This window comes from Xanthomonas campestris pv. phormiicola (assembly GCA_025666215.1).
Taxonomy (GTDB): Bacteria; Pseudomonadota; Gammaproteobacteria; order Xanthomonadales; family Xanthomonadaceae; genus Xanthomonas_A; species Xanthomonas_A campestris_A.
The window spans coordinates 3,888,975-3,906,034 of sequence record CP102593.1; the positions used below are offsets into that span (position 1 = coordinate 3,888,975).

The window sequence follows — 17,060 nt, forward strand, 5'->3', positions numbered from 1 at the left end:
CGCTCAGCCGCCGTCATCGCTGCGCAGGCCATGCTTGCCCAGGCGCCGGTACAGGCTCTGCCGGGTGATGCCGAGCTGGTCGGCGGCGCGCTGCAGATTGCCCTGCTGCTGCGCCAGCGCCTGCCGCAGCAGCAGCGCCTCGGCTTCTTCCAGAGTCAGTTGGGTCGACAAGGCCGGCACCGCGCCGGAAGCCGGTTGCAGGCGCAGGTCGTCGCTGCCCAGCGTCGTACCGTCGGCGAGCAGCGCGGCGCGCTCCATCGCGTGCGCCAGTTCGCGCACGTTGCCCGGCCAGGCGTAGCCGAGCAAGGCGCGCTCGGCGTCGCGCGCCAGCGCCGGCAGCGGCCGCCGGTAGCGCGTGCAGGCGGTGGCCAGATAGTGCCGCGCCAGCGGCAGGATGTCGGCGCCGCGCTCGCGCAGCGGCGGCACCCGCAACTGGAAGGTGTTGAGCCGGTACAGCAGGTCCTGGCGGAAATTCCCGGCCGCCACTTCCGCGTCCAGGTCGGCATTGGTCGCCGCGACGATGCGCACGTCCACGCGCAGCGTGCGCGAGGAGCCGAGCCGCTCGAATTCCCCATCCTCGATCGCGCGCAGCAGCTTGGGTTGCTGCTGCAGCGGCAGGTTGCCGATCTCGTCCAGGAACAGGGTGCCGCCGTCGGCCAGTTCGAAGCGGCCGGCGCGGTCCTGCCGTGCGTCGGTATAGGCGCCGCGCACATGGCCGAACAGTTCGGCTTCGAACAGGGCCGGCGCCAATCCGCCGATGTTGACCTTGACGAAGGCCTGCGCGCGGCGCGGCGACCACTGGTGCAGCAGCTGCGCGAGCAGGCTCTTGCCGGTGCCGTTCTCGCCCAGCAGCAGCACGTTGGCGCCGCTGCCGGCGATGCGCAGCAGGTCCTCGACCAGGCGCTGCATCGGCGCCGATTCGGCGACGAAGCCGGCGGCGCCGTCCTGCAGCAGCAAGGCCTGCGCCTCGCCGAGCCGCTGTGCGTTGCGGCGGCTGCGGTCCAGCGCGATGCGGCTGTCCAGCACCGCCAGCACGCGCGCGTTCTGCCACGGCTTCTCGATGAAATCCACCGCGCCGTCGCGCATCGCCGCCACCGCCAGTTCGATGCTGGCCCAGGCGGTCATCGCGATCACCGGCAATCCCGGCCACTGCGCGGCGATCTGCGCGATCAGCGCCAAGCCTTCCGCGCCGGACGTGGTGTCGCGGGCGTAGTTCATGTCCACCAGCACCGCGGCGAACTCGTCGCCGCGCAGGCAGGCCAGCGCCAGCTCCGGCGACTGCGCGCCGACCACGCCGTAGCCGGCGCTCTTGAGCAGCATGCGCAAGGCCTCGCGCACGTCCACCTGGTCGTCGACCACCAGGATGCGCGGCAAGGGTGGCGTGCGGGCGTCGTTCATGGCGCAGAGTCTAGCGGCTGACCACCGCCGGCATACGCGTCATGCGCGGCGATCGCAACGCACGCAGCCTGCTTTGCTGGCCGCGTCATTCGGCGCGCAACGCCTGCATCGGCGACACCCTGGCCGCGCGCCGCGCCGGCCCCAGCGCCGCGAGCAGGCCGGCTGCCGCCAGCACCAGCAACACCGCGCCGATCGCCAGCGGATCGGCCACCCTCACCTCGAACAGGAAGCGCTGCAGCAGCCGCGACAGCGCCATCGCCACGCCCAGGCCCAGCAGCAGCCCGATCCCGATCTGCACGCCGGCCTCGCCCAGCACCTGCCGCCGCAGCCGCGCCGGCGGCGCGCCGAGCGCGGCGCGCACGCCGAACTCGTGCTGGCGCGCGGCCACCGCCACCGCCATCACCGCGTACAGGCCGACCGCGGCCAGCAGCAGCGCCAGCGCGGCGAACAGGCCGACCAGCAGCAGGTTGAGCTTCTGCTCGCCGGTGGTGCTGGCGACCAGGGCATTCATCGACTGCACGTCGGTGATCGGCTGCTGCGGCGCCACTTCCTCGATCGCCGCGCGCAGCAGGCGCTCGTCCACGCCCGTCGCGCCCGCATGCAGCCGCAGCGCATAGGTCAACGCGCCGAAGTTGCGCAGGATCTGCCACATCGGCTCGCGCATCTGCGCCAGCGGCTGGTACACCATCGGCTGCGCCGGCTCGGCCGGGCCGGCATGGCGCACGTCGCCGACCACGCCGACCACGCGCATCGCCAGGCGGCTGTTGTCGCCGTCGTCGGGGACGGTGACGATCTTGCCGAGCGCATCGCCGTGCAGGTAGCGCTGCGCGAACGAGGCGCTGACCAGGCAGACCTGCTCGGCGCCGGCCATGTCGCCGTCGGCGATGCCGCGCCCGGCCAGCAGCGGGATGCGGAACACCTCCAGGAACTGCGGCGTGATCAGACGGTACTGGCTGTTGATCATCGGCGCGCCGTCATCGACCGACACGCTCCAGTTCAATTGCGTCGACGCCGGCGGATTGGTGGACACGCCGACCCGTTCGATGCCCGGCACCTGCTGCAACCGCGCGACGATACGCCGGGTCTGCTGCATGGCATCGCCGACCGTGGCGTAACGCTCCTTGACCGGCGCCAGGGTGAACACCATCGCGGAGCGGCTTTCGAAGCCCATCGGCACCTCCGCCAGCTTCTGCAGCGTGCGGGTGAACAGCGCCGCGCCGATCAGCAGCACCACGGCGATGGCCACCTGCGCGATCACCAGGCTGCGCCCAAGGCGGCCGGCCTGCAGGCTCCAGCCGCCACGGCCGCCGCCGGCCAGTTCCGCGACCAGATCGCGGCGGCGGCCGCGCACGACGCCCAACGCTGCGGCCAGCAGCGCGGTGGCGCCGCCGGCGAGCAGCGCGAACAGCACGCTGGCCCCGGTCAGGTGCGCGGCCTCGCCGCGCATCCACAGCAACGGCACCCAGCCGCCGAGCAGGCGCAGGCCGAGCCAGGCCAGCGCCAGCCCGGCCAGGCTGCCGAGCGCGCCGATCAGCACGCCTTCGGCCAGCGCCGGCAGGCTCAGCCGCAGCCACGGCGCGCCGAGCGCGGCGCGCACCGCGCTGTCGTGGCTGCGGCCGAGCGCGCGCAGCAGCATCAGGCTGGTCAGGTTGATCGCGGCGATCAGCAGCACGCAGGCCGCCGCGGCGAAGAACAGCCACAGCGTGTTGCCGCTGTAGGAGGTGTACAGGCTGTCCTGCAACGGCAACGCGTTCGGCGGGTCCTGCTGCAACCTGCGCCACCACGTCTCGTCCATGTGCCGGCTGTTCCGCAGCAGCTCCTTGATCACCACGGCGGTCTGCGCGGAGGCAGCTTCCACACTGACGCCCGGCCGCAACCGCGCCACCACGATCTCGTTGGTGGACAGGTTGGTCGCGGCCAGGTCCGGCTGCATGTTGCGGATCAGGTCGAACGGTTCGGCCCAGGGAAAGTCCGCCGGCAGCACGCCGACGATCTGCACCGGCTTGCCCTCCATCTGCAAGGTGCGTCCCACCGCCGCCGGGTCGCCGCCGAAATAGCGCTGCCAGAAGCGATGGCCGAGGATCACCGCCTGCGGCCCGCCGGGCCGGCTCTCCTCGGCATTGAAGTTGCGCCCTGCCGCCATCGGCAGGCCGAACGTGCGCAGGAAGCCCTCGTCTGCGCTGATCGTCGGCACCACCTCGCTGGCATCGCCGCGGACGATGTTGGTCGGCACCGGAAAGCCGCGCGCGATGCCGATCGCCCGCAGGCTGGGCATGCGCCGCAGCACCGGGTAATAACCGGGCGCGGCGATGTTGTGGCCGCCGTCGATGGCCAGGCCCAGGGTGACCAGCCGCTGCGGCTGCGGGAACGGCAACGGCTTCAGCAAGGCCTGGTCGAGCAGCGCGAACACCGCCGTGGTGGTGGCCACGCCCAGCGCCAGGGTCAGCATCGCCAGCAGCAGGTAGCCGGGCTTGCGCGCCAGCGCGCGCCAGGATTGCCGCGTCTCGGCCCAATGGATGGCGGCGCTCATCGCGTCGGCTCCGCGGCGCGCGCCGGCAACGCCACGTCCTGCTCGTGGCGCAGCCGCTCGAAGGTGTCCTCGTCGACGATGCGCCCGTCGAGCATGTGCACGATGCGCTGCGCGCGCCGCGCGAACGCCGCATCGTGGGTGACCATGCACAAGGTGGTGCCGTTGTCGTGCAGTTGTTCCAGCAGCTGCATCACCGCCTCGCCGTTGCGGCTGTCGAGGTTGCCGGTGGGTTCGTCGGCGAGCAGGATCGCCGGATCGCCGGCCAGCGCGCGCGCCACCGCCACGCGCTGCTGCTGGCCGCCGGACAGCTGCCCCGGATAGTGCCTGTGGCGATGGTGCATGCCGACCAGTTCCAGCACCTCGCGCACGCGCTGGCGGATCCGGCCGCGCTCGGCGCCGTCGCGGTAGGTCAGCGGCAGCGCCACGTTCTCTTCCACGGTGAGGTCGGCGATCAGGTTGAAGGCCTGGAAGATGAAGCCGATCTCGGCATTGCGGATGCGCGCGCGGCCGACCGCGTCCAGCTCGGCGACGCTGCGGCCGTTGAGCGAATACGTGCCGCCGCTGGGCGCATCGAGCAGGCCGAGGATCGACAGCAGGGTCGATTTGCCGCAGCCGGACGGGCCGGTGATGGCGAGGAAATCGCCGCGCGCCACGTCCAGCGCGATCTCGGCCAGCGCGTGGGTCTCCACTTCGTCGGTATGGAACACCTTGCCCAGCCCGTGCAGGCGGATCAGCGGCTCGGCGGAAGGTGCGGGAATTGCGGTCATTCTGGGTCTCCTGGAGCGCTAGCGTAAGCGCAGGGTGGCGTAGGCGTTCCACTGGCTGGTATCGGACAGCACGACCTGCTCGCCGGCGCGCAGGCCGGCACGCACTTCGATGCGGTCGCTGGAAGCGGCGCCGAAGCGCACGCGGATGCGTTGCGCGCGCGCGCCGCCGTCGCGCAGCACGAACAGGTCGCCGGCGGTATCGGGTGCGGCCAGCGCCGGGCGCGGGATGCTGACCACGTCGCGCAGCGTGCCGAGCACGATGCGGCCGTCCACCGACAGGTCCGGGCGCATGCCCGGCGGCAACGGCGGCGCCAGCCGCACGTCGACCACCACGCTGCCGCTGCGCACGGCCGGGTCGATCCGCGCCACTTGCCCGCCGACCACGCCGTTGTGCGTGTCCACGGCGACCGGCTGGTCGTCGATCACGTCCTTGGCCAGCACCTCGGGCACCTGCAGCCGCACCAGCAGGTCGTCCGGGCGCGCCACCCGCGCCAGCTTGGCGCCGACCTCGACGCGCTGGCCGGGTTCCACGTCCACCTGCTGGAGGATGCCGGCGCTGCCGGCGCGCACCTGCAGCGAAGCGGCCTGTTGCGCGGCGATGGCCAGGGCGCTGGCGGCCTGCGCGCGCCGCGCCTGGGCGGCGCGCAGCTGCGCGGCCATGTTCTGGCGGAAGGCGGCCACGCGCTGGGTTTCGATGCCGGCGCGGCCGCGCTGCTGCGCCTCGACGATCTGGCTCTGGGTCAGGTCGATCGCCGAGATCGCGCCGCCGTCGTGGCCGCGCTGGTAGGCCTGCGCCTTGACCTGCGCGATGCGCCAGTCCGAGTCGGCCTGCGCCTGCAGCGCCTGCTGGTCCAGCAGTTGCGAGGCCAGCGCGGCACGCAGCGCGGCCACGTCGGCATCGGCGCCGGCCAGTGCGGCGCGGGCGCGGTCCAGGCCGGCGTCCAGCTCGGGATTGGCCAGCTGCAGGATCAGCGTGTCCGCCTGCACCCGCGCGCCGGCATCGACCAGTTGCTGCTGCACGGTGGCGGTGGCGCCGGCGGTGATCCAGCGGATCTGCCGCGGTACCAGTATGCCGTTGGCGCGGATCTCGCGGCGCATCTCGCCGCGCGTGGCCGCCTCGATCCACACCTCGCTGCGGCTTACCTGCGGCGCGGCGCGGCCCGCACCCAACAGGACCACGCCGAGCAGCAGCATGGCCGCCACGGCCAGCGCCAGCCAACGGCGCCGGTGGCGCCAGATCGAACGGTTGGGAGACTTCGCGATATCCATGGCCACTGCAGAGCAGGCTGCGTGCCAATCGGCGAAGCGAGATAACCCATTGAAACGCTTGCCTATCGCCTACGCCAGGCGAGATCGCCGCGTCCGCAGGCGGTCGATCGGCGACCGATTACGGACAGTTGCGCGGCGAAGCGCGCGCGCTCAGCGCTTTTTTTCGAGCCAAGCGCGGTAGCGCAGCAGGGCTTCCGGCTCGTCGGTCTGGAACGCACCGATCCCGGCGCGGTACAGCCGCCCCCACACTGCATCCGGATCGCGCAACGCGTCGGCGTCGCCGCCGTAACCGGCGACGAACCCTTCCCACAGCGTGTTGACCAGCAACCGCACGTGCTGCTGCCTGGCCAACGCGGCCACCGCCGGCAACTGCTCGGCGCGCATCCGCGGCAGTTCGATCGCGACCGGACGCACCTTGCCGCCGATCTGGGTGCGCATGGTCTGCAGCAGGTCGTCGGTGCCGGGCGGATCGAGCAGCACCGGGGTGAAGTTGACCTGGTCGAACGGCGGCAGCGACGCCAGCGGCTGGCTGCGCACGCCGGCCTCGGTCTTGAGCACCACCTGGCGCTGCATGCCCGCACGCCGCACCGCGTCCGCCACCTCCGCATAGATCGGCGCCTTGACGTCGAGATTGAGCATGATCCGGCCCTTGGCCGCGGCCAGCATCTGCTCCAGGGTCACCGGATGCTGGTCGGTGAGCGGCGCATCGGCGCCGCCCTCGTCGTCGCGCAGACGCAGCCGCGACAGCTGCGCCCAGGTCATCTCGGCGACCTTGCCGCTGCCGTCGGTGGTGCGCTCGACGGTGGCGTCGTGGAACATCACCAGGGTGCCGTCGGCGGCGCGGCGGATGTCGGTTTCCAGCATGTCCACGCCCAGCGCCACGCAGCGCTCCAGGCCGGACAGCGAGTTCTCCGGCGCATGCCCGGGGAAGCCGTGCGCGGGCGCCGGATTGTGGCAGCCGCGATGGGCGACGACGAAGATGCCGCCGGCGGGATCGGCCAGGCGCGCCTGGCTGGCGGCGCTGCCGGCGGCGGCCGCGGCGACGGGAGCGGTCAGCGCGCTGCCCAGCAGCAGGAGCGGCAACAGAGTGGATTTCATGGCAATGGGCGTCCGAAGGAGTGCAAGGTTTCAAAGGGAGGGCGTGAAGCGGATGCCGAACCAGTAGGTGGTCGGCACCGAGTAGGTGTCCTTCAACAGGTTCTCGCCCGGCCCGGTCACGCTGGTGATGCGGCTGTGGGTGACGTTGCTGACCTGGCCGACCACGCTGACCTGCTTGTTGACCGCATAGGTCGCCGACAGGTCCAGCTGCGAGCGCGGCGACCAGTACAGGTCCTGCCAGTCGATGTTGCTGACGATGGCGCGCAACGCCTTGCCCTGGCGGTTGTAGGCCGCGCGCAGTTCCAGCCCGCCGACGCTGTAGAACAGCGAGGCGTTGGCGGTGTAGCCGGGCTGGCCGACCAGGCGATCGACGCTGCGCTGGCGCTGGCTCACGTTCGGCGCGCTGCCGACGCTGTACGGCACGTCCATGCCGCCATCGAGCAAGGCCAGGTTGGCGCTGCCGCCCAGTCCGGACAGCGCCGGCACGCCCGGCAACAGGGTGTTGAGCACCGCGCTCAGTTCCAGGCCGCGGATATGCGCCTTGGATGCATTGGCCGGAGTGCTGATCAACACGTTCGAATAGGTGGTGCCGTTGAAGCTGAACTGGTCGGTGCGCGACAGGGTGAAGATCTCGTCCTGGATGCGCTTGTTGAACACCGCCGCGGCGAGCATGCCGTCGAAATCGTCGGGCAGGCGCCATTCCAGCGACAGGTCCAGATTGGTCGAGATGCGCGGCTTGATGTCCGGATTGCCCACGGTCACGGTCACGCCCTGCGCGTTGGGATTGCCGGCGTCGGTGCTGTTGACGAAGCCGATCGAGGTGCGCGCGGCGTAGGCGTCGTACGGCGGGCGGCCGAGCGTGCGGCTGGCGCCGGCACGCAGGTCGAGGCGGTCGCTGAGGTGGTAGGTCATGATCGCCGACGGCAGCAGGTTGGCGTAGTGCGAATCGGTCGGCGCATCGACGTAGACGTACTTGCCGCTGGCCGTATCCAGCTGGCGCTGGCGGCCGACGGTGGACTGGTCGGTGTCGTCGTAGTGCAGGCCGGCCTCCACGTTGAACGCCTCGGCACGGTAGCTGACCAGGCCGTAGGCGCCGAAGATCTTTTCGGTATGGGTGAAGTTGTCCTGGTTGCTGAAGGCCGACTGGTCGGTGCTGTTGAACGCGCTCAGCGGCGTGGACTGCAGCACGCGCCGGGCCTTGTCCGGATCGATGGTGATCAGGTTCAGGCCCAGATAGCGCAGCGGCGCGTTGGACGGCGCCAGCACGTCGGCGATGTTCAGCGCCGGCGCGCTGCGGTTGGGCTGGTATTCGTCGCGATAAATATTGAACGACGGCTTGTCGGTGGTATAGGACAGGCCGGCGCCGAAGCCAAGCCCGCGGTCCTGCTCGCCCTGATTGAAGGCGTAGTCCAGGCGTCCGGTGAGGATGCGGTCGCGCGCGCTGCGCTTGTAGTCCGGACGCCAGTACAACAGGCTGTAGTTGTCGTAGTCGTAGTACGCCTGCGGCGCCACCGGGAAGCGCTGGTTCAGCGCCGAGGTGTCGTAGTTGAAGGCGTAGTTGGCGGTGGGAGTGACGGTGACGCCAGGGCCGGACTGGCCGACCGCGACCGCCGCCGGGCGCGAGGCGCCGGTGACGTACTTGAACATCTGGATCGGCTCGTCGTAGGTCGCATCCGACCACGAGCCGCGCGCGGACAGCACCTGGTGGTCGTCCGGCCGCCATTCCATGCCGGCCTGGCCGAGCTTGGTGCGGGTGGTGGTGACCTGGCTGGAATAGCCGACCTCGATGTCGCCGGCCGGATAGCTGCCGGAGGTCGCGGTCTGGTTGGCGACGCGGTTGCGGTTGCGCGGATCGATGAGCAGCTCGTTGCGCTGCATGTCGTCCTTGAAATAATAGTAGCCGGCGGTGACGTAGGCCTGCAGGTCGGCGCTGGGATGCGCCTCGAACTTGCCGGTCAGGCCGTAGCGGTCGCGCTTGTCCATCACGTACCAGTACTTGTCCTGCTGCGGCACCGCCCAGCCGTTGCCGAGATTGCTGCCGCTCTGCAGCACGCCGTTGCCGTCGTAGAACCCGTAGTGCACCGTGTCGGTGGTCATGTGGGTTTCGGTGTAGCTGCTCAGCGTCTGGTAGTTGCCCGACAGGGTCAGGCCGTACTGCCGGTCGCTGCCGAAGGTGGTGCTGCCGGTGGCGCCGAGGCGATAACCGGGATCGTCCTGGTCGCGCGGCTTGCCGACGTCGTTGGCATGGCCCAGCGCGGCCTCGCTGGTGAAGAACGGCTTGCCGCCGTTCTCGAACGCGCTGCGCGTGCGCAGGTTGATCGCGCCGCCGGTGGCGTTGGGATCCAGGTCGGGGGTGAAGGTCTTGACCACCTGCAGTTCGCTGACCATCGACGCCGGCAGGATGTCCAGGCGCACGCCGCGGGTGATCGAGCCGAGCGTGCCGTTCGGCGTGCCCGGCGAGGCCACGGTCAGGCCGTCGATGGTGACGTTGTTGTAGGACGGGCCGAGGCCGCGCAGCACCGGCGTGGCGGCCTCGTCGCGCGGATGCTCGTTGTCGGTCGCCGGCAGCACCGACAGGCCGGGGATGCGGCGCAGCGCCTCGACGATGGTGGTGTCCGGCAGCGCGCGCACGTCGGTGGAACTGACCACGTCGGTGATGTTGGTCGCCGCGCGCTTGCTCTCCATCGCCGCGGCATTGGCCTTGCGCACGCCGGTGACGACCACGCTGTCCAGGGTCTTGGCCGCGGCCGCCGGCGGCGATGCGGCGGACGGCGCAGCGGCGGCGACATCGGTGGTGTCGGTGTCCGCGGCGGCCGGCGGCAACGGCATCGTCGCCTGCTGCGCGAGGGCGGCCTGGCAACTGGCGGCAAGCAGGCACACCAGCAACGTGCGCTGGTGGCGGTGGTGCGATCGCGTCATCTCGTCTCCCCTGGAAATTTCAAAATGAAATTAATAACTTCAAATTAGTTAATTTTATCCAGGGGGCGATGACAGGCCCATGTCACGGTGTGGGCAGTTGCAAGAACGGTCGGATTGGCGCTGAAAAGCCGCACTGCGGGCGGTGGTCGGCGAGCGCATGCCGGAATGGCGGGTGGGCAGCCATCGCGATTGCAGGACGCTGCGCCACTCGGTGTGCCGCGGCATCGCGCCGGCGGCGGCTCCAGAACGACGATAGGGCCGCAAGGGCCCCATCGCGTGTTTATCTCCATGTGTGCGGCCTGATACGCCAGGGCCTCAAGTCACTCGACCGAAGCCGACACCCTTCTCTCACCAGGACCATGATCCCTTTCGGGGGAAGGTGGTCCGCGAGGCCGGATGAGGATGCGTGCGCAGCTTCGCGCGCCCAACTCCACGAGACGCTTCGTGCCGCACCCTCACCCCAACCCCTCTCCCGGTGGGAGAGGGGCTTCAGGTGCCTCAGCGTGCAGAGCTTGCAGCGCGTCGCGCTGGATTGCAGACGATGACGCGCCTAGGGCTGCACGACGCTGATCGTGCCCGGGTTGCTGCGCCCCACCCCGCGCAGGTCGGGACGGTACATGTCCTCGACCAGCGGCGGCGGCACCGTGTAGGTCCCCGGGGTCACCGCGCGCACCAGGTAGAACACCTGCGCCTTGCTGCCCGATGCCAGGCTCAGCGCGGCCACGTAGCGGTCGTCGCGGAACTCCTCGTGCTTGACGTCGGCGGCCTCGGAACGGTCGCTGATCTCGATGCCGTCCACCACCACGTCGGCCCACTGCTTGGCGTCGCCCAGGTTGAAGTTCTCGAGCTCCAGGCCGGCCGGCAGCAGGTCGGTCAGCAGCGCGTCGGGCATGCCCACGTTGGAGGTGATGGTGACGCGCACGATCAGCGCCTCGCCTTCCTTCAGCGGCCGTGGCGTCCACGGCTTGCCGTCGGTGCCGTACCACTGCCGCTCCACCTTCAGCGTGCTCTCGTCCACCTCCGGCGCCTTGCGCGGGATGCCGGCGATGTCCAGGCTGGCGTACAGCGGCGCCTCGCCCTGCGGCACAAAGCTGACCCCGCGCGCCAGCTCGGCCTCGCCGAACTGGCGGCCGAACGCCTTGGCCGCGCCGATCGCCTCGCTGCTGTCGCCGATCGCCAGCTGCCCGGACACCAGCTTGCTCTGGTTGACCAGCAAGGCCTTGCCCATCCGCGCCAGCGCCACCTGCTCCTGGGTGCTCAGCCACAGCCAGCCGCCGCGGCGGCGCGCGTCGATCTCGCGGCCCAGCGCCACCGCGCGCGCGTCGTACTCGGGCTTGGCCAGGCCGCGCTCGTGCAGCAGCGCGATCATCAGCGCGTCGTCGCGGATCACGCTGCCGTAGTCGCCGAAGTAAGGCGGGCGGTCGCCGCTGTCCTTGGCGAAGCCGGCCGCGATCGCCGCTTCGCCGCGCTTCTTGTCGCCCTGCAGCGACAGCGCCACGCCCAGGTGCACCAGCGACAGGCCGGTCAGCGCCTTGCCGCGGTCGTTGTCGTACAAAGCGCGCAGCGTGCCCAGCGGGGCGCGGTTGACCCGCGCCAGCACGTAGCCGGACCAGGCCTGGTTGGCGAACTTCAGGTTCTCGCGGCGGTCCTGGCCGTAGAAGTTGTTGCCGCCGGACAGCAGGTCCTCGCTGAGCCGGTTCAAGGCCTTCTGCAGCACGTTGTCGGGCACCGCGAAACCGGCGTCCTTGGCGTCGAGCAGGAACTCGGCGATGTACGGGGTCAGGCCCGGATTGACGTAACCGTCGTCGCCCCACATCGAGAAGTGGCCGCTGGAGATCTGCATCGATGCCAATCGGCCGAACGCGCCTTCCATGCGCTCGCGACGGGTGGCCGCATCCAGGCCCTTGGCGCCGAGCAGCCTGGCGGTGGCGTCGTCGAGCAGCAGCGCGGCGTAGCCCTTGCTGGTGGTCTGCTCGGCGCAACCGTACGGGTACTCCAGCGCGCCCTGCAGCGCGCTGGCGAACGGGATCGGCGGCAACGCGCTGACCAGCATGCGCGCGTTGACCGAACCGGCCATCAGCCCCTCGGCGTCGGCCATGCCCAGCGTCACTGGCGCCAACGGATCCAGCACGCGGGTCTGCGCGCGCAGCACCGACGGCCACGCCGCGCGCACCGGCAGGTCGTAGCGGCGGTCGACGCTGAAGCCGTTGCCGTCGACCCGCACCCGCACCTTGGCCACGGTATAGCCCTCCTGCGCCACCAGCGGGAAGCTGAGCGTGGCCTTGCCGTCCTTGCCGAGCTTGGCGCTGCGCGCGTTCTCGGCGATCGCCAGCGGGCCTTCGCCATCCACCTGCACCTTGAACTCGCCCGCCTGCCCGGTGAAGTTCTGCACGTCCAGGGTGACCGTGCTGCGGTCGCCCGGCGCCATCACCCGCGGCATGCTGGCCTCGGCCACGATCGGCGCGCGCACCAGCGTCTCCACGTCGCGGTTGCCGTAGCGCTCGTCCGAATACACCAGCGCCGAGACCCGCAGGGTGCCGTTGAAGTCGGGCACCGACAGTTGCACCCGCGCGTTGCCCTTGGCATCGAGCTTCACCGAACCGGAGAACAAATCAACGGTCTGCACCCGCGCGGTCGGCCGCTTGGCCTGCGGCAACGCCGCCAGCGCCATGTCGCCGCCGAAGCGCAGCTTGCCGGTGCCGCCTTCGAAGCTCTCGATCACGCGGCCGTAGATGTCGTAGGAATCCACGCCCAGGCGCCGCTGCGCGAAGAACTGCGCGTTGGCGTCGGGCACCGGGAAGCGGGTGATGTTGAGGATGCCCACATCGACCGCGGAGATGGTCACGTGCGCCTGCTGGCCGGCCAGTTCCGGCACGCTGACCGTCACCGGCAGCGGCTGCTCCGGACGCATCTGCTTGGGCGCGACCAGGCCCACCGCCACGCGCCGGGTCTTGCGCTCCATCGGCACGAAGGCCACGCCGACCGCACGCGCCGGGGTGATCTTGCTCGGCGCCGAACCGCCGCGGAACACCAGCGCGGTGACGTACACGTCGTGGCGCTCCCAGTCCTTGGTCACCGGGATCTCGAAGCGGCTGCCCGGCTTCACGTCGATGTCCTGCACGTACAGCATCCTGTCGCTCTCGACCATCAGCACGCCGGGACCGGCATGCGGCGGGGTCAGGGTGACCTTGAGCGTGTCGCCGGCCTTGTAGCCGGTCTTGTCCAGCGCCAGCTTGACCTTGTCCGGGCGCGCATCCAGGCCGCGGTTCTCGTCGTTCCAGCTCCAGCCGGCGCGGAACGGATAGCGCGTGGTCAGGCCGGTGGACGGATCGAACACGTCCACCCGGTACTCGCCCCACTCCACCGGGAAGTCGAACTTGGCCGCGCCGCTGCCGGCATCGACGCTGATGCTCTGCTTGTTCTCGAAGCGGCGGGTGAAGTCGTAGTCCCAGCGGTTGTCGGTGAACGCCCAGTGGTAGTCGCGCAGCTCGCGCACCAGGGTCACCTTCAGCCCCTTGGCCGGCTGCGGCTTGCCCTGCGCATCGACACGCATCAGTTCGAAGCGCGCATTGGCGTTGGCGTCGGCGCCGTCCTTGTCGTCGAACAGCGGACGCACCCCGACCAGCGCCGGCGCCGGCCACAGCACGCGCTTGAGCGTGCGGGTGACGGTGCGCCCGCCGGTCTCGTACACGCTGGCGGAAACCAGCGCGGCGATGGTGCTGGTCGGCTTGGCTTCGTCCGGCAGCGCCAGGTCCTCGGCGATCTTGCCGTCGGCGCCGAACTCGGTATCGATCACGTCCTTGGCTTCGCGCGGCAACTGCAGCGTCGGGTCGCCGAAGAAATAGCCCGGCAGCGCTTCCACCGGATGCTGCTCGACCGCCACCGCCAGCTTGGCGGTGAAGCGGTTGCCGTCGGCCGGCGCGCCGTACAGATACGCGGCGGTGGCCTGCAGCTTGAACGGCTCGCCCGGCTTGAGCGTCTTCTGCGCGCTGTCCAGGTCCAGCTTCATGCGCTCGGGCAGGAATTCCTCGATGCGCAGGGTCATGCCCTGCACCGCTTCCTTGCTGGACGGATCGGTGCGGAACTCCACCTGCCAGCGCCCGGTCGGCGCATCGGCGGGAATCAGCTGCTCGAAACTGAAATAGCCCTGCTCGCCCGGCTGCAGGCGGGTCTCGCGGAAGATCTTGCCGTCGGGCTGCTTCAAACGCAGGAACACCGGTTGCGCGCCCTTGCCGCTGGTCGCCACCGGCTTGCCGTCGTTGTCGCGCAGCAGCGCCGACACGCGCACCGTCTCGCCGGGGCGGTACAGGTCGCGGCCGGACCAGGCGAACACGTCGAACCAGGCGTTCTCGCGCCCGGCCACGGCGAACTCGCTCAGGTCCAGCGCCGGCTGGTTGAACGGCAGCATCGACAGGTCGGTGCCGCTGCGCGCCACCAGCACCTGGCCGGCGTCGAGCGTGTAGTTCAGCAGCGCGTTGCCGTTGGCGTCGGTCTCGCCCTTCAGGAACAGCTCGCCCTTGGCGTCGAGGATGCGCAGTTCCACCTTCTTCACCGCCTCGCCGCTCTGCAGCGAGGCGGTATGCACGAACAGCTTGTCCTTGTAGGCGCGCGCGTGCAGGCCGATGTCGCTGACGGTGAAGAACGCGGTGTCGTATTCGTTCTCGAACCGGCCCGGGCGCTTCATCACCGCGAAGTACAGGCCCGGTTCCTGCAGTTCCTTGATGTCCTGGATCGGCAGATAGGTCAGCGCGCGCTCGTTCTTATCGCCGCCGAGCACGAAGCGGTTGACGTAGACCGACTCGGCCAGCTGCGAGATCGGGGTGTGGTCGCCGTACTCGCTGTCCATCTCCCAGCTGCCGCGGCGGCCGCCGCGCTGGTACTGGGCGAAGAACGCCGGCAGCGCGCCTTCCTTGACCCGCATGAACTCCACGTCCACTTCCGGCACGTTGAGCGAGACCACCGGCAGGCCGCGGCTCTCGCGCGCCGGCAGCACGCTGCCCTGCGAGGCGAAGCCGACCGCCGGCTCCAGTTCGCCGGTATAGACCTTCTGCTTGAGCGGCTTGCCCAGGCGGCTGCCGTCGGCGGCGAGCAGGTCGGCGGAGATCAGCACGGTGTAGTCCTTGGCCGCCTCCACGTACGGATAGCGCAGGGTCTTGCCGTCGTCGGACAGCGACCAGGCGCTGTCGTCGGTGCCGACCTTCTCCTCGAAGCGCAGCAGCTTGTCGAAGTCCTGGGTGCCGACCAGCGGCCGCGAGAACTCCAGCGCCAGCGACAGGCCGTCGCGCTTCTGGTCGGGATAGGCGCGAACCAGGCCGAAGCCCTTCATCGCTTCCTTCTGGCCCTTGACCGGCTCGCCGCTGGCGTCGGGCAACTGCCCGGATTCGTTGCGCTTGCAGCCGCCCAGGGCCAGCGCCAGGCCCAGCAGCAGGAAGGTGCCCAACAACCCCGTGCGCAGGAGGCGCCACTGCCGCTTCGAATCCGTGTGCATACGTTCGCTCCGTGAAAGTGGCGCGAGTATAGAACGCCGGCGCGGCGGCGGGAGGGCCGGCATGGCGATCGCGCACGCGGCGTTCGCCGGCGCCTGGCGGGGCGGTCGCGGACGCTGGCGGGCGGGCGCTGCCGGACCGTGCAGGCGGCGATGTTTTCTGCGTGCCGGTTACGGGCGGATGGCGGCGGCGCGCAGCGCTGTTGCGTACTCCGGCCGACATGCCACCGTCGGCGCCGGACATCGCCGTGGAAACAGCCGAGAAGGCAACGGATCACCCCGCCCGGATGCAGTCGGGACTGAAGTCCCTCCCACAGGGCACCCAGTCAGTCAGCCGCTAGTCTTTGTAGGGGCGGCTTCAGCCGCGACGAGCGGAGCCTGGAATCGCGACGGTTTCGGCAATCGGCCGGGGCTGAAGCTCCTCCTACAGTGCACCCGGTTGGACGGCCGCCAGTCCATGTGGGAGCGGCTTCAGCCGCGACGAGCGGAACCGCGGGCTCGCCGCCGCCTCAGCGCAGCAAGCGCTGCATGTACAGCGCGATCAGCCGTGGCCGGTCCAGCGCCAGGCAGACCTGGGCGTTGGCGGCGCCGGGCGCCGCATGGCCGCCCTCCGCCGAGGTGCCGACGGCCGCAGCGCCGCCGGCTGCGCTGGCGCCGGACCGCACTTCCCGCGTATACCCTTGGTCGTCGACCGCGATGCGCAGCGGTACGGTCGGGCACAGGCTCGGGTCGAGCAGCTGCGCCACCGGCACCACGTCGAACAGGGTCGGGGTGGCGCTGGCCCAGGGCTGGTCGGTGTCGCGCCACTGGTAGTAGAGCTGGGTCAGCGCGTCGGTCAGCGGATCGCCATGCGCGAACAGCGCCACCCGCTCCGGTTCCTCCAGGGTCACCTGGGTCGCGTCCAGCGGCAGCATCACCAGCGGCACGCCGGCGGCGAACACGCGCTGCGCAGCGCCGATGTCGGAGACGATGTTGTACTCGGGCGCCGGCGCGCTCGCCGGGCGGTAGCGCGACTTGCCGTAACCGGCGCGCACCGAGCCGCCCATCAGCACCACCTGCCTGAGCATGGCGAAACCCTGCGGGTCGCGCTGCGACGCGCGCGCCGCATCGGTCAGCGGGCCGAGCACCAGCAAGGTGACCTGGCCGGGATGACGCCGCGCCTGTGCCAGGATGAAGTCCGCCGCATCCGGCGCGTTGCGCGGCAGCGTGCCCTGCGCCGCCCAGCGCGCCTGGCTGAAGGGGATGCCGCTGGCGGTCTGCTGGCCGATCGCCAGCGCGATGTCGCTGCGTCCGGCCTGCTGCAACAGCCGCTGCAACAACCGCGCGCGCAGCGTGGTGTCGCCCCAGGCCGAGGCGATGCCGAGCACGTCCAGTTCCGGACTGCGCAGCAGCAGCGCCAGCGCGAACGCATCGTCGATGTCGTCGCCGATGTCGGTGGACACGACGATCTTCTGCGTCGGCGTCGCGGCCGGCTGCGCCGCCACAGCCACGACCGGCGCCATGGCCAGCAGCGCCAGCGCCAGCGCCGCCCACCGTTTCAGACAGCGCATGCGCGCCTCCCATGAAAAGAAACCGCCGGCATGATAGCCGGCGG

General features: G+C 70.6%; 8 protein-coding genes. All 8 read right to left on the minus strand.

The genetic code is table 11. From position 1 onward, the window contains the following. Positions 1 to 3: 3 nt before the first annotated feature. The gene (locus tag NRY95_16190) at positions 4 to 1,398 is read right to left on the minus strand and encodes a sigma-54 dependent transcriptional regulator (protein ID UYC15255.1); all 1,395 of its coding nucleotides are present in this window, start codon (positions 1,396 to 1,398) and stop codon (positions 4 to 6) included. A gap of 85 nt (positions 1,399 to 1,483) precedes the next feature. Beyond that, the gene (locus NRY95_16195) at positions 1,484 to 3,928 is read right to left on the minus strand and encodes an ADOP family duplicated permease (protein UYC15256.1); all 2,445 of its coding nucleotides are present in this window, start codon (positions 3,926 to 3,928) and stop codon (positions 1,484 to 1,486) included. Beyond that, complete coding sequence (locus NRY95_16200; GenBank protein ID UYC15257.1) at positions 3,925 to 4,695, minus strand: ABC transporter ATP-binding protein; 771 nt, start codon at positions 4,693 to 4,695, stop codon at positions 3,925 to 3,927. The genes NRY95_16195 and NRY95_16200 overlap by 4 nt, the downstream gene beginning before the upstream one ends. Before the next feature lie 18 nt (positions 4,696 to 4,713). Next, complete coding sequence (locus tag NRY95_16205) at positions 4,714 to 5,964, minus strand: HlyD family efflux transporter periplasmic adaptor subunit (protein UYC15258.1); 1,251 nt, start codon at positions 5,962 to 5,964, stop codon at positions 4,714 to 4,716. 150 nt (positions 5,965 to 6,114) lie between these two features. Beyond that, the gene (locus tag NRY95_16210) at positions 6,115 to 7,062 is read right to left on the minus strand and encodes a glycerophosphodiester phosphodiesterase family protein (protein UYC15259.1); all 948 of its coding nucleotides are present in this window, start codon (positions 7,060 to 7,062) and stop codon (positions 6,115 to 6,117) included. 30 nt (positions 7,063 to 7,092) lie between these two features. Further along, positions 7,093 to 9,981 carry a TonB-dependent receptor gene (locus NRY95_16215; GenBank protein ID UYC15260.1) on the minus strand — a complete coding sequence of 963 codons (2,889 nt, stop codon included), beginning with the start codon at positions 9,979 to 9,981 and terminating at the stop codon, positions 7,093 to 7,095. A gap of 550 nt (positions 9,982 to 10,531) precedes the next feature. Further along, positions 10,532 to 15,469: an alpha-2-macroglobulin family protein gene (locus tag NRY95_16220; protein UYC15261.1), complete on the minus strand. Its 4,938-nt coding sequence runs from the start codon at positions 15,467 to 15,469 to the stop codon at positions 10,532 to 10,534. 506 nt (positions 15,470 to 15,975) lie between these two features. Beyond that, the gene (locus NRY95_16225) at positions 15,976 to 16,968 is read right to left on the minus strand and encodes a nucleoside hydrolase (GenBank protein UYC18605.1); all 993 of its coding nucleotides are present in this window, start codon (positions 16,966 to 16,968) and stop codon (positions 15,976 to 15,978) included. Positions 16,969 to 17,060 lie beyond the last annotated feature (92 nt).